This window comes from Variovorax sp. SG517 (assembly GCF_013376045.1).
In the GTDB taxonomy this organism is placed as follows: domain Bacteria; phylum Pseudomonadota; class Gammaproteobacteria; order Burkholderiales; family Burkholderiaceae_C; genus Variovorax.
In genome coordinates this window covers 200,975-222,447 of record NZ_JABMJG010000009.1, presented here as the reverse complement: position 1 = coordinate 222,447, position 21,473 = coordinate 200,975, and the positions used below count along the sequence as shown (strand labels likewise).

The window sequence follows — 21,473 nt, the reverse complement described above, 5'->3', positions numbered from 1 at the left end:
ACCCGCCGAAGCGGGTCTTGTCGATCAGGTGTAAGTCAGCATGCTTAATGCATGTGCAGGCCGCCGTTGACGGAGAAGTCAGCCCCCGTGCTGTAGCCGCCTTCATCGGTGGCCAGCCACGAGATGATGGAGGCGATTTCGCTGGGCTCGCCCAGGCGCTTGACCGGGATGGTGGCCACGATCTTGTCGAGCACTTCCTGGCGGATGGCCTTGACCATGTCGGTGCCGATGTAGCCCGGGCTCACGGTGTTGACCGTCACGCCCTTGTTGGCCAGCTCCTGCGCCAGCGCCATGGTGAAGCCGTGCATGCCGGCCTTGGCCGCCGAGTAGTTGGTCTGGCCCGCCTGGCCCTTGGCGCCGTTGACCGAGCTGATGTTGATGATGCGGCCCCAGCCCTTTTCCACCATGTCGCCCACCACCTGCTTGGTGACGTTGAACATGCTGTTGAGGTTGGTCTCGATGACCGCGCTCCAGTCCTCGGGCGTCATCTTGAGGAACATGCGGTCCCGTGTGATGCCGGCGTTGTTGACCAGCACGTCGATGGGGCCGTGCGCGGCCTTGGCGGCGGAGAAGGCTTCGACGGTGGATTGCCAGTCGCCCACATTGCCGACCGACGCGTGGAACTCGAAGCCTGCGGCTTTCTGTTCGGCCAGCCATTTGGCGTAGTCGCGCGTGGGGCCGCAACCTGCGACCACGGTGAACCCGTCCTTGTAGAGACGCTGGCAGATGGCTGTTCCGATGCCACCCATGCCCCCGGTGACATATGCAACTTTCTTGCTCATGAGATTTCCTTTGTGTAATGGCAAAAGCCTGAACGGCCGCCTTCACTCTAGCGAGTTTCAAGCCACGGGCCCTCTGAGGAAAACACTGAGCCAAGCTTGCAACCAGCTGTCACGAAGATTTGCGTCAGGCGGCCTTCGTGCTCACCCTCTATCCTCTCATCCGTGCGTGTCCGCACAGGCAAAAAACCCAAGGAGTTCCAAAGTATGAATTTCGGGATCATCGTCTTCCCCGACGTCGAGGAACTCGACTTCGTCGGCCCCTGGGAGATGCTCACCATGTGGAGCAAGCTGGCCGGCGGTCCCGAGCACTGCCTGATCGTGGCGGAGAAGCGCGAGCCGGTGGCCTGCGCCAAGGGCCTGTCGATCAACCCCCACGTCTCCTTCGCCGACTGCCCGCAGCTCGACTGCCTGCTCGTGCCCGGCGGCATGGGCACGCGCCGCGAGGTCGACAACGTCGTCATGACCCGCTTCCTCGCCGACCAGGCGCCCGGATGCACCACGCTGATGTCGGTATGCACCGGCGCCTTCGTGCTGCACGCGGCCGGCCTGCTGTCGGGCAAGACCGCCACCACCCACTGGGGATCGCTCGACCGCCTGCGCGCGCTGGGCGACGTGAAGGTGGTGGAGCAGCGCTTCGTGCAGGACGGCAACGTCTGGACCTCCGCCGGGGTATCGGCCGGTACCGACCTGATGCTGGCCTACATCGCCCACACCGCGGGCGAGGAAGCCGCCGCCAAGGTACAGCTGCAGTCCGAGTACTACCCCGCGGACACCATCTACGGCAGCACCGCGAGCCACGAGCGCGCGCCGGCCTACGTGAAGCGGCCCGGTCCGCGCTTCCAGGCCCGATGAGCGCGCCCGCCCTCCCCGAGCCGCTGCCGGTGCTCGCGGAACGTGTCGGCGAAGCGCTGCGCGCACGCGGCCAGACCGTGGCGGTGGTCGAGTCCTCGGCGGGCGGGTTGGTGTCGGCCGCCCTGCTCGCCATCGCGGGCGCCTCGGCCTATTTCAAGGGCGGCGCGGTCGTCTATTCGAGGCGCGCCGGCCGGGCATTGCTGAACCTGACCGCCGAAGACATGACCGGCCTGCGCGGCGAGACCGAACCGTACGCCCTGCTCGTCGCCGGCCGGGTGCGCGACACCCACCACGCGACCTGGGGCATCGCCGAAAGCGGCGCGGCCGGGCCTTCGCCCAGCCCGTACGGCGACGTGCCCGGGCGCGTATGCCTGGCGCTCGTCGGCCCCGTCACCGTGAGCCGCACCGTCGAGACCGGCAATGCCGACCGGCCCGCGAACATGGACCTGTTCGCGCGCCACCTGCTCGCCCTGTTCGACGAGACGCTGCGCGCACAGCCCGTCGACTGAGAAGCTCAGTCCGCCTGCACGCCAGCAGCGCGGATCACCTTGCCCCACTTGCCGACCTCCGCCGCAAGGTGCGTGCGCAGGCTCTCGGGCGTCTGCTTGTCCACCGGCACGATCTCCGAGCTGAGCTCGGCCAGGCGGCTCTTCACCATGTCGTCCTGCAGCCCCGCGCGCAGGGCAGCGTTGAGCTTCTCGATCACCGCGGGCGGCGTGCCCTTGGGCGCATAGATGCCGTGCCACACCCGCACGTCGAAGCCCTTGAGGCCTTGCTCGTCCAGCGTCGGGATGTTCGGCAGGCTCGACAGCCGCTGCGGCGTGGTCACGCCGAACACCTTCACCCGGTTGCCGTCCTTGATGACCGGCGCGGTCTGCGTGGTCTGGTCGCACAGCAGGTCGACCTGCCCGCCCATCAGGTCGTTGAGCGCCGGCCCCGCACCCTTGTAGGGCACGGTCGTCAGCTGCACTCCGATCTGGTTCATGAACAGCAGCCCGCACAGCTGCGACACCGCCCCCACGCCCGCATTGGCCAGCGTCACTTTGTCCTTGTTGGCCTTCACGTAGGCCAGCAGCTCCTGGTAGTTGCTGGCGGGAAAGTCCTTGCGCGAGAGCAGCGTCATCGGCACGTCCAGCACCTGGCCGACGTACTCGAAGTCCTTCACCGGGTCGTAGTTGAGCTTCTTGTAGAGCGCCGGCGCGGTGGCCATGCCCATGTGGTGGATCAGGATGGTGTAGCCATTGGGCGCCGCCTTGGCCACCCGCGCGGGGGCGATGGTGCCGCCCGCGCCCACGGTGTTCTCCACGATCACCGGCTGGCCCAGCGACTTGCCCATGGGAATGGCCAGCATACGCGCCACCACGTCGGTCGGGCCGCCGGCCGAGTACGGCACGACCATCGTCACCGGCTTGTCGGGCCATGCGGCCTGCGCCGATGCCGGCGCCTGCAAGGCGAGCAGGCAGGCGCCCGCCGAGGCGGCGATCAGGGTCTTGAGTTTCCAGGTCTTCTTCGTTGCTTTCACTTTCTTGTCTCCTTTGGTTGTTCTCTGGTCCGGTCGTCAGGTGTGTTCGAGTGCGAGCAGGCGCTTGGCCAGCCGCACCACCGGCGCATCGACCATGCGCCCGTCGAGGCTCACGACGCCGCCGCCGGCCGCTTGGATGGCCTCGACCACGCGGCGAGCCCACGCCAGCTCCTGCGCCGTGGGGCCGAGCCCCGCATGCACAGGCGCGACCTGGTCGGGGTGGATGCACAGCTTGGCGCCGAAGCCGCCGCGCCGGGCGCGCGCGGTGTCGGCCGCCAGCCGGGCGGCGTCTCGCCAGTCGGGCGTAACCCCGTCGATGGGCGCGGCAAGGCCGGCGCGGCGCGATGCCAGCAGCAGTGCGAGGCGCACCGGCACCAGCTCGACCTCGTCGGCATCGCAGGCCAGGCCCAGGTCGGCCTGGAAATCGAGGTTGCCGAAGGCCAGGCGCAGGACCTGCGGGCTGGTGGCGAGCTCGTCGACGGCGGTGAGGCCGGCGGCCGATTCGATCAGCGGCACCAGTACGGCCGAGGGGCCTGCCGCGGTGGCCAGCCGGGAGAGATCGGCCGCGCGTTCCGCCTTCGGCAGCACGATGCCGGCGATCAGGCCCTGCGCAGCGAGCGCTCCGACCTGCGCGCAATCGTCGTCATGCCACGGCGTGCCGGCCGCGTTGATGCGCACCAGCAGCCGTCGCCGGTCTTCGGCGGGCAGCGCGGCGAACGAAGCTGCCAGTTGCTCGCGCGCCTGCACCTTGCGCTCGGGCGCGACGGCGTCTTCCAAATCGACGATCACGCCGCCCGCCCCCGTGGCCAGCGCACGCGCATGACGCTCCGGCCGGTCGGCAGGCACGAAGAGAAAGGCGCGCGCCAGCGAAAGCGGCGGCGCGCTCACACCGCCCCCGCTTCGCGCAGCGCCGCGATGTCGGCCTCGCTACGTCCGAGGCTGCGCAGGATCGCGTCGGTGTGCTCGCCGACGGCCGGGATCGGGTCCATGCGGTAGTCGAAGGCGCTCTGGCGACCCGCCGGCAGCAACGCCGGGATGTCGCCCGCGGGCGAGCCGACCTGCCGCCAGCGCTCGCGCGCCTGCAGTTGCGGATGAGCCCAGAGGCCCGCCATGTCGTTCATGCGGGCGTTGGCGATCTGCGCGGTGTCGAGCCGCTCCAACACCTGGGTCGTGCTCAGCGCGCCGAAGGTCTCCACGATGATCGAGCGCAGCGCCTCGCGGTTCTCGTTGCGGCGCGCGTTGCTGTCGAAGCGCGGGTCGGCGGCCAGCCCCGCCTGCAGCAGCACCTTCTCGCAGAAGGTGCGCCATTCGCGCTCGTTCTGAAGGCCCAGCATCACGGTGCCGCCGTCGCCCGCGGGGAACGGGCCGTAGGGGTAGATGGTCGCGTGCGAGGCGGCGCTGCGCGGCGGCGGCGAAGCGCCGTCGTAGGCGTAGTACATCGGGTAGCCCATCCACTCGGCCAGCGCCTCGAGCATCGACACGTCGATGTGCGAACCCTTGCCGGTCTTGCCGCGCTGGAGCAGCGCCGCGAGGATGCCGGTGTACGCATACATGCCAGCGGCGATGTCGGCGATGGAGTTGCCCGACTTGCAGGGCTCCTCGGGCGTGCCCGTCACCGAGAGAAAGCCCGCCTCGCTCTGGATCAGCAGGTCGTAGGCCTTCTTGTCGCGGTACGGGCCGTCCTCGCCGTAGCCCGAGATGTCGCAGACGATGAGCCTCGGGTGCTTTTCCTGCAGCGTCTGCGCGCCCAGCCCCATGCGCGCGGCGGCGCCAGGTGCGAGGTTCTGCACCAGCACGTCAGCGTCGGCCAGCAGCTCCTGCAGCACCGCCAGCGCGGCGGGCTGCTTGAGGTCGAGCGTGAGGCTCTCCTTCGAGCGGTTCACCCACACGAAGTGCGAGGCCTCGCCGCTCACGCGGGCGTCGTAGGCGCGCGCGAAATCGCCCGCGCCGGGGCGCTCCACCTTGATGACGCGCGCGCCGAGGTCGGCGAGCTGGCGCGTGCAGAACGGCGCGGCGATGGCGTGCTCGAGCGAGATGACGGTGATGCCGTCCAGGGGTCTTGTCATTTGTCTTTTCTCTCCGGATCAGGCGAGCATGGCTGTCGCCTGCATCGTGAGCCAGCCGTCGGCGTCCTCGCCCCACAAATCGAACGTCTTTCCGTCGGCGCCCGGCTTGCCATGTACGCGGAACGGCGCGATATCGAAGGTCGGCCGCACCGCGCGGAACTCGAAGCGTACGAGCTGCGCGCCCGGCACGTTGCGGCGCAGCAGATCGACCAGCAGCGTCGCGATCAGCGGCCCGTGCACGATCAGGCCCGGATAGCCCTCGACCTGCGTGACGTACCGGCGGTCGTAGTGGATGCGGTGGCCGTTGAAGGTGAGCGCGGAGTAGCGGAAGAGCAGCACGTCGTCGGGCACGATGTCGCGGCTGAAGGCGGCGTCCTTCGGGGCGGGCGTGGGCGGCGGGCCGGCCTCGCCAGGCTGCGCTGCGGCGCGGTAGACGATGTCGTGCTCCTCGGTGAGCGCGAGGCCGCGTTCGTTGCGTACCTCGTGGCGCACCAGCACGAACACGAGTTCGCCGGTACGGCCCGCCTTGTGCGTGACCGAGACGATGCGCGAGGTGCGCTCCGCCCTGTCGCCCACCTGCAGCGGATTGCCCGGCTCCCACGCGAGCCGCCCGCCCGCCCACATGCGGCGCGGCAGCGGCACGGGCGGCAGGAAGCCGCCGCGCCTGGCATGGCCGTCCTCGCCGATCTCCGACTGGCGGTGGTGCGGCAGGAAATAGAGCCAGTGCCACAGCTCGGGCAGGCGCGTGCCGGCTGCCGGCAACGGATCGTCGCGGTCGAGCGTGGCGGAGAGAGCGCGCACGGGCGCGGCGGTGATGTCGTCGGCCAGCGTCTCGCTGCGGCCCTGCCAGGCCTGCAGCCTGGCCAGCGCTTCGCTGTCGATCGCGGGAGATGAAGTCTGTGTGTTGTCGCTCATGGGTTTCTTCGTCGTTCAGTCGACCGCGGCGCCGGAGGCCTTGACGATCCGCGCCCACTTGGCGAGGTCGTCGTGCAGCAGCGCGGAGAACTGTTCGGGGGTGGTCGGCGCTGCGATCTCCACGCCCTGCTGGTCGAGCTTGTCGCGCAGGTCCTTCGAGGCCAGCGCCTTGCGCGTGGCGTCCTGCAGCGTGGCGAGCACATCGGGCGGCACGCCGGCAGGGGCGAACAGGCCGATCCACAGCGTGCCGTTGTAGCCGGGCACGGCCTCGGCGATGGCGGGCACGTCGGGCAGCACGGGCGAGCGCTTCTCGCCGCTGACGGCCAGCGCGCGCAGCTTGCCGGCCTTGATGTGCGGCAGCGCCGAAGGCAGGCTCGCGAACACGATGGGCAGCTGCCCGCCCAGCACGTCGTTGAGAGCCGGCGCCACACCCTTGTACGGCACGTGCTGCATCGAGATGCCGGCCATGCTGTTGAGCATTTCGCCGAGCAGGTGGTTGAGCGTGCCGTTGCCGGCCGAGGCGTACTGGTAGTTCGCGCCCTTCGCCCGTGCGAGCTTCAGGAACTCGGCGAGGTTCTTCGCCGGGAACGACGGATTGACCAGCAGCACGTTGGGCACCGCGCCGATGAGGCCCACGGGTTTGAAGTCGCGCTCGGGATCGAAGCCCGGGTTCTTGTAGAGCGCCGGGTTGATCGCCTGGCTGCTGCTGATGGTCATGAGCAGCGTGTAGCCGTCCTTCGGGCCCTTGGCCACGAGTTGCGTGCCGATGTTGCCGCCCGCGCCGGGGCGGTTGTCGACCACCACGCTGGCGTTGTTCATCATCTCGCCGAGCTTCTGGCCGACGAGGCGGCCGACGATGTCGTTGGTGCCGCCGGCCGCCTGGGGCACGACGAGCGTGATAGGGCGGGAGGGATAGGTTTGCGCGAGCGCGGAGCCCGCCGCAAGCGCGAGCGGGGCTGCCAGCGACAGCAGCGCCCATGCGCGGAATTTGGTGTGTCTTGTCTCCATGGCCCGCATGGTCGGCCGCCCCACCCTCGCGCGCAATCTGCGATTTCGGAACCCAGCCTTCTGCAATGCCGAAGGCTCGCGCCATGCCGGCCCCTACCATCGCGGCATGCTCTTCGACCTCACCGACCTGCGCCTCTTCGTCGCCACGGCCGAACTCGGCAACCTCACACGGGCCGCCGAGCGCCAGCACATGTCGCTCGCCGCCGCCAGCGCGCGCATCAAGGCCCTCGAAACCCAGGCCGGGCTGCAGCTGCTGCAGCGCGAGGCTCGCGGCGTACGGCTGCTGCCGCCGGGCGAAGCCTTCCTGCACCACGCGCGCCTTGTGCTGCACCAGACGGAGCAGCTGCGAGCCGACCTGCTCGAATACGGCGGCGGCCTGCGCGGCCACCTGCGCGTGTTCGCCAACACCACGGCGGTGACCGACTTCCTGCCCGAGATCCTGCCGGGCTTCCTGGCGCGCAACCCGCGCATCAACGTCGACCTTCAGGAAAAACCGAATGCTCAGATCCCGCGCGGCGTGCTCGACGGCCGCGCCGACATCGGCATCGTCGCCGGCCGGGTCGACACGCTGGGGCTGGAGGCCATCCACTTCAGCACCGACCGGCTGGTGCTCGCCACCTCGCGCAAGCACCGCTTCGCCAAGCGCAAGAAGATTTCCTTCGCCGAGACGCTCGACGAAGACGCCATCGGCATGCAGCAAGGCAGCACGCTGCAGACCTTTCTTTCGCAGATCACCGACAACCTGGGCAAGCGGCAGAAGCTGCGCATCCAGCTCGGCAGCTTCGACGCCATGTGCCGGATGATCGGCAACGGGGTGGGCATCGGCGTGGTGCCCGAGTCGGCTGCCCGGCGCAACCAGGAAAGCATGCAGCTCGCGCTGATCGACCTCGACGACGCCTGGTGCGTGCGGGAGCGCTACCTGCTCGTGCGCGACCGCGCGGCGCTGCCGATCTACGCGCAGGCGCTGGTCGACACGCTATGCCGGCACTACGCCGAGCAGCAGGCTCCCACGTAAAGCTGAGGCGGGCACCGCAAAAACAGCAACTTGCGCGCGATTGCTGAACAACTCGCTCCCGTCCCCATTTTCTGTGGGCAACTTTGGGGGTAACTCATGAGGAGCCTTGTAAAACGAATGCAAGTTATTGTTTTATAAGGGTATTCCTTAGTTTGCTCAAATTTTGGGCGGTGAACAACCTTGGCCGCCAAAACCGCCCCGCCGGGCCTTGGAACAGCCTTTCGATTGAATTTTTCACGGATTCCCGTGAACGGAAAACACCGTCAGGTCAGTCACTTGCGACGGGAATGTGGAAAAGCCGGCTTCTTCCCCATTTTCAGTGCACAACTTTGGGGATAACTCATGAGGAGCGTTGTAAAAGCAATGTAAGTCGTTGTTTTATAAAGGGAATAGTTAAACTGCCCAAATTTTGGGCGGTGAACAAGCTGCTCTGTGCGCGCTCGCCGCAGGGCGTGCGCGATCAATAAGGCGGCGCCTTGCGCGCCCTCTGCGCACGCGCCGCCTCGGTCCACCAGGCCAGGTCGTCGGCAAAGCGGCCGAAGGCGCGCTGCAGCGACTCGCCCGCCGGGCCCGTTGGCTCGCCGGCCGCATCTAGCGTCTGCGAGATCGGCCCGACGGCCAGCGTGCTCGACACCACGACCATGCCCATCTCCGACAGGATCGAATGCCACACCGTGCCCGAGCGCACGCCCGAGAAGCGCCCCGCCGAGTAGCTCGCGATGGCCGCGGGGCGCCAGAACCACTCTTCCAGGAAGTGGTCGGTGAGGTTCTTCAGGCCCGGCTGCGGGCCCCAGTTGTATTCGCCGGTGACGAAGACGAAGGCATCGGCCGAGCGGATCTTCTCTGCCAGCGCCTCCATCGCGGCGGGAGCGCTGCCCTTGGGGTACTCCTTGTACATGCGGTCGAGCATGGGCAGGTCGACCTGCTTCGCGTCGATCAACTCCGCGTCGTCGCCGCGCTCGCGCAGGCCGGCGACGATGAAGTCGGCCAGGCGCACGCCCATGCGGTCGGAGCGGTAGGAGCCGTAGAAGACCAGGATCTTGTCGCTCATCGTCGTTGCTCCGGCTGTGTGGGTGGCGGGGTGCTGCGCCTCGCTCAGGTCGGCGCCTGCAGCTTGTCCTGGGTGCGCGTGTCGAAGTCGGCCGCGTCGTGGCGCTCGTGCAGCTGGCTTGTCGGCTGGCCCCAGGTGCGGTTGACCATGCGGCCGCGCTGCACGGCCGGGCGCTGGGCGATCTCGTCGGTCCAGCGCAGCACGTTCTTGTATTCGCCCACCTGCAGGAACTCACCCGCCTCGTAGAGCTGCCCCTTGGCCAGCGTGCCGTACCAGGGCCAGACGGCCATGTCGGCGATGGTGTATTCGTCGCCCGCGAGGTAGCGGCTTTCGGCCAGGCGGCGGTCGAGCACGTCGAGCTGGCGCTTGGTTTCCATCGCGAAGCGGTCGATGGCGTATTCGATCTTCGTGGGTGCGTAGGCATAGAAATGGCCGAAACCGCCGCCCAGGTACGGCGCGCTGCCCATCTGCCAGAACAGCCACGACAGGCACTCGGCCCGTGCCGCCCGCTCGGTCGGCAGGAAGGCATTGCCGAACTTCTCGGCCAGGTATTGCAGGATCGAGCCCGACTCGAACACGCGGATCGGCTTGTCGCCGCTGCGGTCCATCAGCGCGGGAATCTTCGAATTCGGGTTCACCGCCACGAAGCCGCTGCCGAACTGGTCGCCGTCGTTGATGCGGATCAGCCAGGCGTCGTACTCGGCGCCCGCGTGGCCCAGTGCCAGCAGTTCCTCGAGCATCACCGTCACTTTCACGCCGTTGGGCGTGGCGAGCGAATAGAGTTGCAGCGGATGCTTTCCGACCGGCAGTTCCTTCTCGTGCGTAGCACCCGAGATCGGGCGGTTGATGTTCGCGAAGCGGCCGCCGCTCTCCTTGTTCCATGACCAGACGGTGGGCGGCGTGTAGGCTGTCGTGCCATTCATGCGATGAGTTCCTGGAGTTGAACCGACGATGATCATTCTCTACGACTGCGCCACCGCCCCCAGCCCGCGGCGCGCGCGCATCCTGCTTGCCGAGAAGGGCATTTCGCACGAGACCGTGCAGGTCGACCTAGTCCGTGGTGAGCAGATGGGCGAGGCCTACCGCGCGATCAATCCGCAGTGCACCGTGCCTGCCTTGCGCACCGACGAGGAAGACGGCCTGCTGCTAACCGACAACGCCGCCATCGCGGCCTGGGCGGAGGCGCGCTATCCGCAGCCGCCGCTGATGGGCGTCACGCCGCGCGAAAAAGCCGAGATCGCCAGCTGGAACTGGCGCATCGAATTCGAAGGATTGCTCGCCATCGCCGAGACGCTGCGCAACAGTTCGCCGGCGATGGCCGACCGCGCGCTGCCCGGCCCGGTCAACTACGCGCAGATTCCCGAGCTCGCCCAGCGCGGGCTCGCACGGATCCAGCATTTCTTCGACACGCTGAACGAGCGTCTGGCCGGCCGCGACTTCATCGCCACCGACCGCTTCAGCATTGCCGACATCACCGCCGTGGTGGCGGTGGATTTCGCCCGCGTGGTGCGGGTCAAGCCCGGGGAGCAGCACCCCGAGCTGCTGCGCTGGCGCGCGGCGATGGCGCAGCGGCCGTCGATGGCGATGGCACGCTGAGCCGGCGACAACGGCGCACCGGACGCCGTCATCGGAGCGAAGGAACGCCGCTCAGCGTTCGATGGTGAGCGCCACGCCCATGCCCCCGCCGATGCACAGCGAGGCAATGCCCTTCTTGGCGTTCTGGCGCTGCATCTCATGCAGCAGCGTCACCAGAATGCGGCAGCCCGATGCGCCGATGGGGTGGCCGATGGCGATGGCGCCGCCGTTGACGTTCACCTTGTTGATGTCCCAGCCCATTTCCTTGTTCACCGCACAGGCCTGCGCGGCGAAGGCTTCGTTGATCTCGAGCAGGTCGAGGTCGGCGGCCTTCCAGCCGGCACGCTGCAGCGCCTTGGTCGATGCGGGCACGGGGCCCATGCCCATGATGGCGGGGTCGAGGCCTGCGGTGGCGTAGCTGGCGATGCGGCCCAGCGGCTTCAGGCCCAGGGCTGCGGCCTTCTTGGCGGTCATGACCATCACGGCGGCGGCGCCGTCGTTCAGGCCCGAGGCATTGCCCGCGGTCACGCCGCCGGCCTTGTCGAAGGCGGGGCGCAGGCCGGCCAGGCCTTCGGCGCTGGTCTTGCGGTTGATGAACTCGTCGGTGTTGAAGACGACCGGGTCGCCCTTCTTCTGCGGAATGCTCACGCCGACGATCTCGTCCTTGAACTTGCCGGCGTCCTGCGCGGCGGCCGCCTTGGTCTGGCTGCCCAGCGCCAGTTCGTCCTGCGCGGAACGGTCGATGCCGTACTTCTTGGCGACGTTCTCGGCGGTGATGCCCATGTGGTACTGGTTGTAGACGTCCCACAGGCCGTCGACGATCATGGTGTCGACCATCTTCCAGTCGCCCATGCGCTGGCCGTTGCGCGAGTTGGGCAGCACGTGCGGCGCGGCGCTCATGTTCTCCTGGCCGCCGGCAATGACGATCTCGCTGTCGCCAGTGGCCACGGCCTGGGCCGCCAGCATCACGGCCTTCAGGCCCGAGCCGCACACGGCGTTGATGGTCAGCGCCGGGGTTTCCTTGGCGCCGCCGCTCTTCAGCCATGCCTGGCGCGCGGGATTCTGGCCCGCGCCGGCCGCCAGCACCTGGCCCATGATGGCCTCGCCGACCTGCTCTGCCGTGAGGTTGGCGCGCGCAATCACTTCCTTGATCACGATCGCACCCAGCTCCGTGGCCGGAATGCCGGCGAGCGAGCCGCCGAACTTGCCGACTGCCGTGCGGGCTGCCGAAACGATGACGATGTCTTCCATGAGGTTCTCCGTTGAAGTGATTTGAAACTCTGCTGCTACGGTCTTGCCGCCGTGCCGTACTCCGCCAAGCTTATGCCTTTGCCTTGACGTAGCGCCCCGGTGCCGGCTCGATGGCCTTGTAGGCCCTGCCGTTGCCGTACGCCTTGGGAGCGGGGATCTGCTTGCCCGCGTGCCCCTTGAGCCATTGTGCCCAGTCGGTCCACCAGCTGCCCGGGTGTTCCTGCGCGCCGGCCAGCCATTCGGTCTGGGTCTTGGGAAACTTGCCGTCCTCGCGGATCCAGTGGCTGCGCTTCTTCTTGGCGGGCGGGTTGATCACGCCGGCGATGTGGCCCGACGCTCCCATCACGAAGCGCTTCTTGCCAGGCAGCAGCTGCGTGGAGGCGTAGGCGCCGCCGATGGGCACGATGTGGTCCTCGCGCGAGCCGTAGATGTAGGCCGGGATGTCGATGCGCCCGAGGTCGATCTTCTCGCCGCACACGGTGAGCGCATTCGGCTTGGCCAGCTTGTTCTCGTGGTACGTGTTGCGCAGGTACCAGGCGTAGAACGGGCCCGGCAGGTTGGTGGCGTCGCTGTTCCAGTACAGCAGGTCGAAGGGCGGCGGGGTCTCGCCCTTGAGGTAATTGCCGACCACGTAGTTCCACACCAGGTCGTTGGGCCGCAGGAAGCTGAAGGTCGAGGCCAAGTCGCCGCCGGGCAGCAGGCCGCCCTTGCCCAACTGCATCTCGCGGTACTGCACCATCTGCTCGTCCACGAAGATGTCGAGGATGCCGGTGTCGCTGAAGTCGAGAAAAGTGGTCAGCAGCGTGACCGAGGCAGCCGGCTTCTCGCCGCGCGCCGCGAGTACGGCCAGCGCGGTGCTCAGGATGGTGCCGCCCACGCAGAAGCCCAGCGTGTTGATCTGCTTGCTTCCGCTGATCTCCTGCACCGTGTGGATCGCCTTGATGGCGGCGTTCTCGATGTAGTCGTCCCAGGTGGCCTTGCCCATCGACTCGTCGGGGTTGCGCCAGCTCACCACGAACACGCGGTGGCCCTGCTCGTTCGCATAGCGGATCAGCGAGTTCTCGGGCTGCAGGTCGAGGATGTAGAACTTGTTGATGCAGGGAGGCACCAGCAGGAAGGGCCGCTCGTACACCTTGGGCGTGAGCGGCTTGTATTCGAGCAGCTGGAAGAACTCGTTCTCGAACACCACGGCGCCCTCGGTGGTGGCCACGTTGCGTCCCACTTCGAAGGCGCTCTCGTCGGTCATGCTGAGGTGTCCCTGCTTCACGTCGTGCAGCAGGTTCTGGATGCCCTTGGCGATGCTCTCGCCCTGCGTGTCGATGGCCTTCTTCTGCGCCTCCGCATTGAAGGCCAGCGAATTGCTGGGCGCCGAGGCGGCCATCCATTGCTCGACGGCGAAGCGCAGGCGCGCCTTGGTTTTTTCGTCGGCCTCGATGGCCTCGGCCATGCTCAGCATGGTGCGGCCGTTGAGCAGGTACACGGCCGCGGAGAAGGCCGACAGGGGATTGTGGCCCCAGGCGTCTCCAGCGAAGCGCTTGTCGCCCTCGGGCTTGGCGTCGAAGCCTTGTCGCCAGAGCTCGGTGGCCTCGGCGAGGTATTGCTGCTGGATGGACTGGAGTTTTTCGGGATCGATGGAGAAACGGGGCAGCTCGGGCATCTTCATGCCCTGCGGCAGCTCCCATAGGGGCGTGCCGCCGACGTTGAAGGCCGAAGCCCCTTGCGCGGCGGACTGCTGGAACGACTCCAGCGCCTTGCTCCACCCTTCCGAAAGTGCCTGCTGGAAGGGCGCGAACGCATCGGCCCCCGCTGCTTGTTGCTTCATCATGTCTCCTGGTCCTCGCCTGAAACGGTACGGATGGCTTGCGTGTTTTGAGTATGCTGCATTCAAAGGGCGCTCACAACGCTACCCCCACCACTTACCAGCTGAAACTTTCCGTGTTTGTCCATCTGATCGTCATCGGTTGGTTGTATGTCGCCTTGATGATGGCCGTGGCCGAGGCCACCAACACCACCGGCACCGTGCTGGGCGCCATCTTCACATTTCTTTTGTACGGTTTGGCGCCGGTCGCACTGGTGGTTTACCTGATGGGCACTCCCGCGCGGCGGCGCGCCATCAGGCAGCGTGAACTCGAGGCGCAGGAAGCCGCGCGGCGAGCAGCCGCCGAAGAAGCACGGCAGCCGACCGGAACGACGGGGTCAGACCTTCCAGACCAGGGCGGCGAAGCGCCCGCTGATGCCGTCGCGCCGGTGAGAAAAGAACCGTGACGGGTTGCCGACGGTGCACCACGGGTCGCTGCCGTCGTTGCCATGGATCGACTCCACGCCCGCCGCGCGCAGCCGCTGGCGTGCCAGCCCGGGCAGGTCGGCGAGCCATTTGCCGGGAGCAGGCGCGGGCCGGAAGCAGGATGCCGCCTCGGGCGCATGCGCCTCGAAGGCAGCCTTGACCTCCGACCCCACCTCGAAAGCCTTCGGACCGATGCACGGCCCCAGCCAGGCGATGACTCCTGAAGCGCGATCGAACGACCTCGCCGTCTGCTCCAGCACACCGCCGGCCAGCCCGCGCCAACCCGCATGCGCCGCCGCCACGCGATGCCCGGCTTCGTCGGTGAAGAGCACCGGCAGGCAATCGGCCACCATGATCGTGCAGGCCACGCCTGCCGTGGTCGCGGTACAGCCGTCCGCAGCCGTGCCGTCGTTCACGGCGCTAGAGGCGGCATCGAGCTCGACCACGCCCGTGCCGTGCACCTGCTGCAGAAAGACCGGACGAGCCCCGATGGCAGCGCGCAAACGGTTGCGGTTCTCCGCCACGTGCGTGGGCTCGTCGCCCACGTGGTCGCCGAGGTTCAGGCTCTCGTAGCGCCCTTGCGAGACGCCGCCCTCGCGCGTGGTGCACACGGCCCGCACGTTCGGCGGCGCAGGCCACTCGGGCACGAGCCAGCTTGCATCCATCGGCTTCAGGCTTCCGCGTCGGGGGCCCGCGAGGGCTGCGCGCGCTGGAAGGCCTCGTGCTCCATGCAGGCGTCGAAGGCAGCCATGGTGCGCGGCAGGCCGCTGAAGTCGCAGTCGAAGCGGCGGCCGTTGAAGATCTGCGGCACCAGGCAGCAGTCGGCCAGCGTCGGCGTGTCGCCCCAGCAGTAGGTGCCGGCGGGGTATTGCGCGAGCTGGCGCTCGAAGGCCATCAGACCGTCGCGCACCCAGTGGCGGTACCAGGCGTTCTTGGCTTCCTCGTCGAGCTTCAGGTCCTTCACGAGGTACTTGAGCACGCGCAGGTTGTTCAGCGGATGGATCTCGCAGGCAATCGACTGCGCCAGCGCGCGCACGTGGGCGCGGGCCACCGGGTCGCGCGGCAGCAGCGCGGGCTCGGGATGCGTTTCGTCGAGGTACTCGATGATGGCCATGGACTGCGAGAAGCGCTCGCCGCCGTCTTCGAGCAGCGGCACCAGCCTGTCGGCGGAGATGGCGGCGTAGGGGCCGGTGCGGTGATCGCCGCGCGCGATGTGCACCGGGATGTATTCGAAATCGAGGCCCTTCAGGTTGAGGGCGATGCGCACGCGGAACGAGGCGGAGGAGCGGAAATAGTTGTGCAGCTTCATGATCCGGCAAGCATAGCGCTCCCTCCGAAACGCAGCGTCAGGAGCGGGCTATAGCCGCCAGCACGCAGCGCAAGCCCAGCAGCGCGGCCTTCGGCGAGGTGGCGGCGACGGCCTCGCGCCACTCGCCGAGGATGCGGCGCGCGGCCTCTTCCTCGCGGGCGGCGATGCCGATGCGCCATGGCCCCAGGGTGCCGGGCTCCTCGCCCTCGCCGTGGTTGTGCCGGCCCTCGCCGTAGGGGCGCCCCTCGGAGCAGGCGCGGCAGAGCATCTGCATGCTGGTGGTCCAGTTCTCGGCGCTGGCGTCGGCGGCCTCGAAGCGCGTCACCAGCGCGTCGATGTCTTCCCTGGTCGCATCCTCGACGGTGACTTCGTAGGTCGAATAGTCCGAAGGCGCAATGAGCTCCAGCGCGTCGAACACCGGCACCTCGCGCTCGCCCCGCAGGCGGTAGCCGTTGGCCGCGCCGTCGTGCAGCACGAGGTCGCCGTAGCGGTGGCCGCAGTCGGGCGTGGGCACGTTGCGCAGGATGGCGCGCGCCGGGTCGATGCGGTCGGCCCAGACAACCTCGCTGGCTTCGAGTCCATGCACGCGGATGGGCGTGAGCCCGATGAAGAGATCGACCGGCCCCTCGCCCTCGGGCACCGCGATGCCGTACTGCCGCCAGGCGCTGCGTGCCGCGGCCCAGTCGCCCAGGGCGGTGGCCGCGATGCCCAGGTTCCAGATCGCGCCTTCGTTGCGCGGGTCGCACTGCACGGCACGGGCGTTGGCCTGCAGCGAGGCGGCCCACTCGCCGCGGTACTTGTGGATGAGGCCGATGTTGTACCAGGGGGCCGACCAGTTCGGCAGCACGGCGCCGGCCTGCGCATAGGCTTGCAGCGCACCGTCCTGGTCGCCTTCCTCGTCGAGCCGGCGGCCTAGTTCGTTGAGCGCGTTGGCCTTGCCGGCCTTGCCGAATCGGATGGGCATGGTGGGAAATGAGGGGAATGGAGAAGAAATACGCCGCGCGGGCCGTCTATTGTGGGCCTCCCGCCTCTGGCACACTGCCGGTTTCCCGCTTGGCTTCCCTGAAAAAAGGACACGTCTCCATGGCTTCCGAGTTCGTCTTCGCCCCGCCCGCCGCCGTTTCGGTGCCGGTGGCCGGCCAGTCAGCCCGCTTTCCGGTGCACCGCATCTACTGCGTGGGCCGCAATTACGAAGATCACGCCAAGGAAATGGGTTTCACCGGCCGCGAACCGCCCTTCTTCTTCATGAAGCCCGCCGACGCGCTGGTGGTGGTCGATGCTGGCCAGACCGGCACCATGGCCTACCCCTCGCTCACCAAGAACCTGCACCACGAGATCGAGCTCGTGGTCGCCATTGGCACCGGCGGCAAGAACATCGCCGCGGCCGACGCCCACAAGCACATCTACGGCTACGCGGTCGGCCTCGACATGACGCGCCGCGACCTGCAGAACGACATGAAGAAGCAGGGCCGCCCCTGGGACATCGGCAAGGGCTTCGAGCAGAGCGCGCCCATCGGCCCCATCGTGCCCGTGGCGCAGGCCGGCGACGCCGAGAAGGCCGAGATCTCGCTGCAGGTCAACGGCACCGACCGCCAGCGCAGCAACGTGAGCAAGCTGATCTGGAACGTGGCCGAGACCATCGAGCACCTGTCGGCGGCCTGGGAGCTGCAGCCCGGCGACCTGATCTACACCGGTACGCCCGAGGGCGTGGCGGCCGTGGTGGCCGGCGACACGCTCGTGGGCGAGGTCGCGGGCCTGCCCAAGCTGACCGTCAAGGTCGTCTGAAGGACGGCGGTCGGTTTCATGCTCCTGCGCGTACCCATCAAGCATTGCAAGAACTGCGGCACCGCGGTGGTCTACCGCGTGCCGGACGACGGCGACACCAAGCAGCGCGCCGTCTGCCCGGCCTGCCACACCATCCACTACGAGAACCCGCTGAACGTGGTCGGCACCATCCCCGTGCTGGGCGACAAGGTGCTGCTGTGCAAGCGCAACATCGAGCCGCGCTGGGGCAAGTGGACGCTGCCGGCCGGCTTCATGGAGCTCGAAGAGACCACCGCCCAGGGCGCGGCCCGCGAGACCGACGAGGAGGCCGGCGCGAACTTCGAGCTCGAGGGCCTGTTCTCGGTGATCAGCGTGGTGCGCGTGGGACAGGTGCACCTGTTCTACCGCGCGCGCCTGCTCGACGACAAGTTCGACCCGGGCCACGAGACCATCGAGGCGCGGCTCTTCACCGAGGAAGAGATTCCCTGGGAAGAGATCGCCTTCCGCACGGTGCGCGAAACGCTCGAGCACTACTTCGCCGACCGGCGGCGCGGCAGCTTCGACCGCGTGCACGAACTCAGCATCGTCTGACCAGATCCATGAACAAGAAACTTCGCGCCACCCTCCTGTGCGGCGCCAGCCTCGGCTTCGCATTCGCGGCAGCGGCGGCCAGGGCGGAAACCGTGGGCGACGTCGACACCGCCTTCAAGCTCATCGGCCCCGACCACAAGATCGTGATCGAGGCCTACGACGACCCCAAGGTCAACGGCGTGACCTGCTACGTCTCGCGCGCCAAGACCGGCGGGCTGGCCGGCGCGTTCGGCGTGGCCGAGGACAAGGCCGAAGCCTCCATCGCCTGCCGCCAGGTCGGCCCGGTGAGCATCACGCAGCCGCTGCCCAAGCGCGAAGAGGTCTACAGCGAGCGGCTGTCGGTGCTCTTCAAGCGCCTGCGGGTGGTGCGCATGGTGGACGCCAAGCGCAACACGCTGGTCTACCTGACCTACTCCGACCTGCTGATCGACGGCTCGCCCAAGAACAGCGTGACGGCGGTGCCCATCGACCGCGGCACGCCGATCCCGCTCAAGTAGCCGGCGGCCAATGTCCTCTTCACAGCCGGTTGCTCTTTCGCGCAGCGCCGGCGCGGCGGTTTGCTAGCATCGCCCGCTTGGCGCGCCCCGGGGCGCGCCGGTTTGCAGGAACCCTCCGCAACGAACCCGTTCGAACAGAGCCCATGCACCTTCAGACTTTAGTTTTACGCACCGGCGCCATGGCGCTGCTCGCCGCGGGCCTCGCGGCCTGCTCCACGGTCGACCTCAACAAGCCCTGGCCGGAGCCCCCGGCGGCCAGACCGCCGGTTCAGCAGCGTCCGGCGGCATTGTTCATCCGCCCCGCGAACGGCCCGACCATTGCCCGCTTCGACGGCGACCGCGTCAAGGGCATCGACATCGCCGGCAACCTCGGCGACCCGGTCGTCGCCTCGGCCGACGGCCGCGTGGTGTACGTGGGCGGCGAACTGCCGGCCTACGGCAACATGGTCATCGTGAAGCACAACGAGACCTTCCTCACGGCCTATGCGCACGTGCAGACCATCCTCGTGAAGGAGAACGCCGTCGTCCGCCAGGGCGACAGGATCGCCGAGATGGGCCGCAGCAACGCCGACCGCGTGAAGCTGCGCTTCGAGATCCGCAAGAACGGCAGCCCGGTCGATCCCGAGCCGTATCTCAGCGGCCGGCTGATGCAGTAACGGCTGGCGGCCACGCTCGCCGCCAACGAAAAAGCCCCCTTTTCGGGGGCTTTTGGCTTTCTGGGGCGCGCTGAATACCGTGCCCCGCGCCCGCGTCACGGCAGCACGGCCTGGGTGTCGCGCAGCACGATCTCGCGCCAGCTGCTGTCGTAGGTGCTGACGAACATGTCGCGGAAGGACACCGAGCCCTGCGCCGGCAGGTTGAAGCTCTTCGATGCCGTGCCCGTGGCCGACGGCGCCACGTCGGCCCGGTCTTCCGCGCCGGCCGACGACCCGGCGATCAGTTTCAGGAAGAACTGCGCCGCGAAGGCGGGGTCCAGCCCGGTCGCGCTGATCGAGAAGTCGCTGCCGCCAACGTAGGAGGCCAGGGCCGGCGTGGTCGTGTAGTCCGGGTAGCTGACGGCGGCGGCTTCCGCCAGCGTCAGCGGGCGGCCATGGAAGCGGTGCTTGTAGACGATGTCGAAGCCGCTGATCTTGGCCACCGTCGTGCCGTCGCTCTCGTAAGCGGTGAAGGTGTACTCGGGCGTCGCGGGGAGCGCCGCGATCGCGCTGTCGCTCAGGCCTGCGTTCTGCCGGCCGTTGCAGTTCGTCGTCAGGTAGTAGTAGTTGAAGTTCGGGCTGCCATCGATGGGCCATGCGCCGCCGCCCGACGGACGCGAGTGGCGCAGGCCGCCCGGGGGCAGCCCCGGCCCGGTGACGACCACCGACGCCACGGTGGCGCTGTTGGTGGTGTTCATGTCCTGGATCTCGAACTGCAGCGAGCTGCTCACGCAACCCGTCGCCTTTTCCTTGGTGGCGTGGACGTGCGGGTTGATGTCCAGCACGCGGCCGTCGCCGCGCAGGCGCCATGCGCCGTCGGTGCCCTTCACGATCTGCATGCCCTGGGTGTTGCTGAAGGCGATGCCGTTCTTGTCCTTGTGCGTGAATTCCACGAAGGCGCGCGGGCTCGTGTTGTTCGCGTCGATGGTGTAGTTGATGCGCCGGATCACCACGTCGGTGAAGCTGGCGCCGATGAGGCTGGTGTCGGTCGCCGTCTCGTTGGCGAACTGCGAGGCCGAGAGGTCGGAGAACCTGAAGCCGTAGGTGCCGGTGACGGGATTGGTGCCGTCGGTCATCAGCGACAGCAGCTGCGACGGCGCGGGCAGCCCGGTGGCGAACTTGCCCACGAAGTCCGAGAGCACCTTGCGGATGGCCACGACGTCGTCGGCCGCCGTGTCCATGCCGGAGCCGCTCATCGGCGTGGCGGCTGGCTCGGCAGCCGCCTTCACGGCCAGGTCGTCGGCAATCTGCTGCTGGGTGACGATGTTGGTGATGGTCGCCACGTTGGTAGCCGGGTCGACGCTCACGCGCAGCACGTCGAGCGCCTTGTCCAGCGCGCTCGACAGCGGCGTGAAGGCCGTGCGCAGCAGGTCGATGCTGGCGTCCACGCCCATCGCCTGCAGCACCGGCAGCAGCTTGGCCTTCAGCGCGTCGCTCTCGGCCTTGAGCTCTTCGGCCGAGAGCGAGGCGAACTCGCCGCCGTCGAAATACTGCGAGGCCAGCCGGCCGGCGATGTTGGCCACCACCAGGTCGGTCAGCGGCGTGATGTTGATGTTGCCGTTGATGTCGGCCGCGGTCGCTGCCGAATGGATCACCGTGCGCTCGCCGGCCACCGTGCCCTCGGCGCGGAAGACGAAGGGCGCGGTCATGCCGCTCACGTCGACGGTGTACTTGCCGTCGACCAGCGGCACGGTCTTGCTCGCGCCCTTGGCGTCCTTGACGGTGACGGTACCCACCAGCGGCAGGCCCGAGGCCGCCGTGCCCGAAAACGTAACAGGCGTCGCCGGTGGGTCGCTCGCAGGCGGATTGCTCGCGGGCGGCGTGTTGTTCGAGGCGGGGAAGCCGGCAAAACCTCCGCCACCGCCCCCGCCGCCCCCGCCGCCCCCACCGCCGCCGCAGGCAACGAGCGAAACCAGGAGCGCCACGGCGCACGCGCAGCGCGTCGTCTGGAAGAAGGACTGGCCGGAGGCCGCGGAGGTCGCGAAGTTTGTTTTCATGGATGGTCTTGTCAGTGAAGGAGCAAACAAAAGAATCAACTCGTAACACGAGCGGTGCGATTCTTCTGGAGCCCCCTCCTGTCGACCATCCTCTGTTTTGAGGATGCGGGCTGCGCCCGCCTGGGGCCTGTTCACACTATTTCCGGGGTCGCGAAGGGCAGCCAGGGCGGGCCAATCAAGGCGCGGGACGACGCGTGTGCATGCGCACACGCTAGGAGCGCAACGCCGAGTGGCGCGCCCTGGCTGCCCTTCCCGCAGGGTTGGCGCGCACCAACGGGCCGGCTGCGAGGCGCCCCTTC

The 21,473-nt window shown here is 68.1% G+C and carries 23 protein-coding genes; 9 read left to right on the top strand and 14 right to left on the bottom strand.

The annotated features are described in order from the left end of the window. Window positions 1-44: 44 nt before the first annotated feature. Entirely contained in the window at window positions 45-782 is a 738-nt protein-coding gene (gene phbB, locus FHT32_RS26090) for an acetoacetyl-CoA reductase (protein ID WP_093201910.1), read from the bottom strand. A 204-nt stretch (window positions 783-986) separates the two neighbouring features. On the opposite strand from phbB, the gene FHT32_RS26085 reads away from it, so the two are divergent. After that, complete coding sequence (locus FHT32_RS26085; protein ID WP_176667486.1) at window positions 987-1,634, top strand: DJ-1/PfpI family protein; 648 nt, start codon at window positions 987-989, stop codon at window positions 1,632-1,634. Further along, window positions 1,631-2,143 (top strand): CinA family protein, encoded by a 513-nt coding sequence (locus FHT32_RS26080; RefSeq protein WP_176667485.1) that lies wholly within the window; start codon window positions 1,631-1,633, stop codon window positions 2,141-2,143. The genes FHT32_RS26085 and FHT32_RS26080 overlap by 4 nt, the downstream gene beginning before the upstream one ends. Window positions 2,144-2,148: 5 nt before the next feature. On the opposite strand, the gene FHT32_RS26075 is transcribed toward FHT32_RS26080, so the two are convergent. The 5 genes from FHT32_RS26075 to FHT32_RS26055 are packed head-to-tail and all read right to left on the bottom strand — an operon-like array spanning window position 2,149 to window position 7,145. Continuing rightward, the gene (locus FHT32_RS26075; protein WP_176667484.1) at window positions 2,149-3,156 is read right to left on the bottom strand and encodes a tripartite tricarboxylate transporter substrate binding protein BugD; all 1,008 of its coding nucleotides are present in this window, start codon (window positions 3,154-3,156) and stop codon (window positions 2,149-2,151) included. A gap of 36 nt (window positions 3,157-3,192) precedes the next feature. Beyond that, window positions 3,193-4,044, bottom strand: coding sequence for a CoA ester lyase (locus tag FHT32_RS26070; RefSeq protein WP_176667483.1), 852 nt, complete (start codon window positions 4,042-4,044; stop codon window positions 3,193-3,195). After that, the gene (locus FHT32_RS26065) at window positions 4,041-5,222 is read right to left on the bottom strand and encodes a CaiB/BaiF CoA-transferase family protein (RefSeq protein ID WP_176667482.1); all 1,182 of its coding nucleotides are present in this window, start codon (window positions 5,220-5,222) and stop codon (window positions 4,041-4,043) included. The genes FHT32_RS26070 and FHT32_RS26065 overlap by 4 nt, the downstream gene beginning before the upstream one ends. Window positions 5,223-5,240: 18 nt before the next feature. Then, complete coding sequence (locus tag FHT32_RS26060; protein WP_176667481.1) at window positions 5,241-6,137, bottom strand: MaoC family dehydratase N-terminal domain-containing protein; 897 nt, start codon at window positions 6,135-6,137, stop codon at window positions 5,241-5,243. 15 nt (window positions 6,138-6,152) lie between these two features. Next, a complete protein-coding gene (locus tag FHT32_RS26055) occupies window positions 6,153-7,145 on the bottom strand; it encodes a tripartite tricarboxylate transporter substrate binding protein (protein ID WP_176667480.1) in 993 nt (330 codons plus the stop codon). 106 nt (window positions 7,146-7,251) lie between these two features. Between FHT32_RS26055 and FHT32_RS26050 the strand changes: the two genes are divergently transcribed. Further along, window positions 7,252-8,160 carry a LysR family transcriptional regulator gene (locus FHT32_RS26050; protein WP_176667479.1) on the top strand — a complete coding sequence of 303 codons (909 nt, stop codon included), beginning with the start codon at window positions 7,252-7,254 and terminating at the stop codon, window positions 8,158-8,160. 460 nt (window positions 8,161-8,620) lie between these two features. Here the strand turns inward: FHT32_RS26050 and FHT32_RS26045 are convergent, their stop codons facing one another. Both FHT32_RS26045 and yghU read right to left on the bottom strand, forming a co-directional pair. After that, window positions 8,621-9,211, bottom strand: coding sequence for an NADPH-dependent FMN reductase (locus FHT32_RS26045; protein WP_176667478.1), 591 nt, complete (start codon window positions 9,209-9,211; stop codon window positions 8,621-8,623). A 44-nt stretch (window positions 9,212-9,255) separates the two neighbouring features. Then, window positions 9,256-10,134 carry a glutathione-dependent disulfide-bond oxidoreductase gene (gene yghU, locus FHT32_RS26040; protein WP_176667477.1) on the bottom strand — a complete coding sequence of 293 codons (879 nt, stop codon included), beginning with the start codon at window positions 10,132-10,134 and terminating at the stop codon, window positions 9,256-9,258. Window positions 10,135-10,162: 28 nt separating this feature from the next. On the opposite strand from yghU, the gene FHT32_RS26035 reads away from it, so the two are divergent. Continuing rightward, on the top strand, window positions 10,163-10,807 hold the full coding sequence (locus FHT32_RS26035; RefSeq protein WP_176667476.1) for a glutathione S-transferase family protein: 645 nt from the start codon (window positions 10,163-10,165) through the stop codon (window positions 10,805-10,807). 51 nt (window positions 10,808-10,858) lie between these two features. On the opposite strand, the gene FHT32_RS26030 is transcribed toward FHT32_RS26035, so the two are convergent. Together FHT32_RS26030 and phaC are read right to left on the bottom strand one after the other, a co-directional pair. Next, on the bottom strand, window positions 10,859-12,037 hold the full coding sequence (locus tag FHT32_RS26030; protein WP_176667475.1) for an acetyl-CoA C-acetyltransferase: 1,179 nt from the start codon (window positions 12,035-12,037) through the stop codon (window positions 10,859-10,861). A 70-nt stretch (window positions 12,038-12,107) separates the two neighbouring features. Beyond that, window positions 12,108-13,859 carry a class I poly(R)-hydroxyalkanoic acid synthase gene (gene phaC, locus FHT32_RS26025; protein WP_176667474.1) on the bottom strand — a complete coding sequence of 584 codons (1,752 nt, stop codon included), beginning with the start codon at window positions 13,857-13,859 and terminating at the stop codon, window positions 12,108-12,110. Between the two features lie 53 nt (window positions 13,860-13,912). Here phaC and FHT32_RS26020 point away from each other — a divergent pair, with 53 nt between their 5' ends. Beyond that, a complete protein-coding gene (locus FHT32_RS26020; RefSeq protein ID WP_176667610.1) occupies window positions 13,913-14,302 on the top strand; it encodes a hypothetical protein in 390 nt (129 codons plus the stop codon). Here FHT32_RS26020 and pgeF read toward each other — a convergent pair. Genes pgeF through FHT32_RS26005 form a run of 3 tightly spaced genes read right to left on the bottom strand, consistent with a single transcriptional unit; the run spans window position 14,234 to window position 16,594 of the window. After that, on the bottom strand, window positions 14,234-14,986 hold the full coding sequence (pgeF, locus tag FHT32_RS26015; RefSeq protein WP_176667473.1) for a peptidoglycan editing factor PgeF: 753 nt from the start codon (window positions 14,984-14,986) through the stop codon (window positions 14,234-14,236). The two genes, FHT32_RS26020 and pgeF, sit on opposite strands and share 69 nt — an antisense overlap. 5 nt (window positions 14,987-14,991) lie before the next feature. Then, window positions 14,992-15,630: a maleylacetoacetate isomerase gene (maiA, locus tag FHT32_RS26010; RefSeq protein ID WP_176667472.1), complete on the bottom strand. Its 639-nt coding sequence runs from the start codon at window positions 15,628-15,630 to the stop codon at window positions 14,992-14,994. A gap of 37 nt (window positions 15,631-15,667) precedes the next feature. Further along, window positions 15,668-16,594 (bottom strand): tetratricopeptide repeat protein, encoded by a 927-nt coding sequence (locus FHT32_RS26005; RefSeq protein ID WP_176667471.1) that lies wholly within the window; start codon window positions 16,592-16,594, stop codon window positions 15,668-15,670. Between the two features lie 119 nt (window positions 16,595-16,713). Here FHT32_RS26005 and FHT32_RS26000 point away from each other — a divergent pair, with 119 nt between their 5' ends. The 4 genes from FHT32_RS26000 to FHT32_RS25985 all read left to right on the top strand — a co-directional run bounded on the left by FHT32_RS26000 (window position 16,714) and on the right by FHT32_RS25985 (window position 19,138). Next, the gene (locus FHT32_RS26000) at window positions 16,714-17,415 is read left to right on the top strand and encodes a fumarylacetoacetate hydrolase family protein (RefSeq protein WP_176667470.1); all 702 of its coding nucleotides are present in this window, start codon (window positions 16,714-16,716) and stop codon (window positions 17,413-17,415) included. Window positions 17,416-17,433: 18 nt separating this feature from the next. Beyond that, window positions 17,434-17,985: an NUDIX hydrolase gene (locus FHT32_RS25995; protein ID WP_176667469.1), complete on the top strand. Its 552-nt coding sequence runs from the start codon at window positions 17,434-17,436 to the stop codon at window positions 17,983-17,985. 8 nt (window positions 17,986-17,993) lie between these two features. Beyond that, entirely contained in the window at window positions 17,994-18,482 is a 489-nt protein-coding gene (locus tag FHT32_RS25990) for a CreA family protein (RefSeq protein ID WP_176667468.1), read from the top strand. A gap of 179 nt (window positions 18,483-18,661) precedes the next feature. Next, on the top strand, window positions 18,662-19,138 hold the full coding sequence (locus tag FHT32_RS25985) for a murein hydrolase activator EnvC (RefSeq protein WP_371132253.1): 477 nt from the start codon (window positions 18,662-18,664) through the stop codon (window positions 19,136-19,138). A 95-nt stretch (window positions 19,139-19,233) separates the two neighbouring features. Here the strand turns inward: FHT32_RS25985 and FHT32_RS25980 are convergent, their stop codons facing one another. Continuing rightward, on the bottom strand, window positions 19,234-21,174 hold the full coding sequence (locus FHT32_RS25980; RefSeq protein ID WP_176667466.1) for a hypothetical protein: 1,941 nt from the start codon (window positions 21,172-21,174) through the stop codon (window positions 19,234-19,236). Window positions 21,175-21,473 lie beyond the last annotated feature (299 nt).

Excerpts from the sequence above, each read along its gene's own strand:
- phbB (WP_093201910.1), bottom strand. The coding sequence starts at position 782 with ATGAGCAAGAAAGTTGCATATGTCACCGGGGGCATGGGTGGCATCGGA.
- FHT32_RS26085 (WP_176667486.1), top strand. The coding sequence starts at position 987 with ATGAATTTCGGGATCATCGTCTTCCCCGACGTCGAGGAACTCGACTTC.
- FHT32_RS26080 (WP_176667485.1), top strand. The coding sequence starts at position 1,631 with ATGAGCGCGCCCGCCCTCCCCGAGCCGCTGCCGGTGCTCGCGGAACGT.
- FHT32_RS26065 (WP_176667482.1), bottom strand. The coding sequence starts at position 5,222 with ATGACAAGACCCCTGGACGGCATCACCGTCATCTCGCTCGAGCACGCC.
- FHT32_RS26060 (WP_176667481.1), bottom strand. The coding sequence starts at position 6,137 with ATGAGCGACAACACACAGACTTCATCTCCCGCGATCGACAGCGAAGCG.
- FHT32_RS26055 (WP_176667480.1), bottom strand. The coding sequence starts at position 7,145 with ATGGAGACAAGACACACCAAATTCCGCGCATGGGCGCTGCTGTCGCTG.
- FHT32_RS26050 (WP_176667479.1), top strand. The coding sequence starts at position 7,252 with ATGCTCTTCGACCTCACCGACCTGCGCCTCTTCGTCGCCACGGCCGAA.
- FHT32_RS26045 (WP_176667478.1), bottom strand. The coding sequence starts at position 9,211 with ATGAGCGACAAGATCCTGGTCTTCTACGGCTCCTACCGCTCCGACCGC.
- yghU (WP_176667477.1), bottom strand. The coding sequence starts at position 10,134 with ATGAATGGCACGACAGCCTACACGCCGCCCACCGTCTGGTCATGGAAC.
- FHT32_RS26035 (WP_176667476.1), top strand. The coding sequence starts at position 10,163 with ATGATCATTCTCTACGACTGCGCCACCGCCCCCAGCCCGCGGCGCGCG.
- FHT32_RS26030 (WP_176667475.1), bottom strand. The coding sequence starts at position 12,037 with ATGGAAGACATCGTCATCGTTTCGGCAGCCCGCACGGCAGTCGGCAAG.
- phaC (WP_176667474.1), bottom strand. The coding sequence starts at position 13,859 with ATGAAGCAACAAGCAGCGGGGGCCGATGCGTTCGCGCCCTTCCAGCAG.
- FHT32_RS26020 (WP_176667610.1), top strand. The coding sequence starts at position 13,913 with ATGCTGCATTCAAAGGGCGCTCACAACGCTACCCCCACCACTTACCAG.
- pgeF (WP_176667473.1), bottom strand. The coding sequence starts at position 14,986 with ATGGATGCAAGCTGGCTCGTGCCCGAGTGGCCTGCGCCGCCGAACGTG.
- maiA (WP_176667472.1), bottom strand. The coding sequence starts at position 15,630 with ATGAAGCTGCACAACTATTTCCGCTCCTCCGCCTCGTTCCGCGTGCGC.
- FHT32_RS26005 (WP_176667471.1), bottom strand. The coding sequence starts at position 16,594 with ATGCCCATCCGATTCGGCAAGGCCGGCAAGGCCAACGCGCTCAACGAA.
- FHT32_RS26000 (WP_176667470.1), top strand. The coding sequence starts at position 16,714 with ATGGCTTCCGAGTTCGTCTTCGCCCCGCCCGCCGCCGTTTCGGTGCCG.
- FHT32_RS25995 (WP_176667469.1), top strand. The coding sequence starts at position 17,434 with ATGCTCCTGCGCGTACCCATCAAGCATTGCAAGAACTGCGGCACCGCG.
- FHT32_RS25990 (WP_176667468.1), top strand. The coding sequence starts at position 17,994 with ATGAACAAGAAACTTCGCGCCACCCTCCTGTGCGGCGCCAGCCTCGGC.
- FHT32_RS25985 (WP_371132253.1), top strand. The coding sequence starts at position 18,662 with ATGGCGCTGCTCGCCGCGGGCCTCGCGGCCTGCTCCACGGTCGACCTC.
- FHT32_RS25980 (WP_176667466.1), bottom strand. The coding sequence starts at position 21,174 with ATGAAAACAAACTTCGCGACCTCCGCGGCCTCCGGCCAGTCCTTCTTC.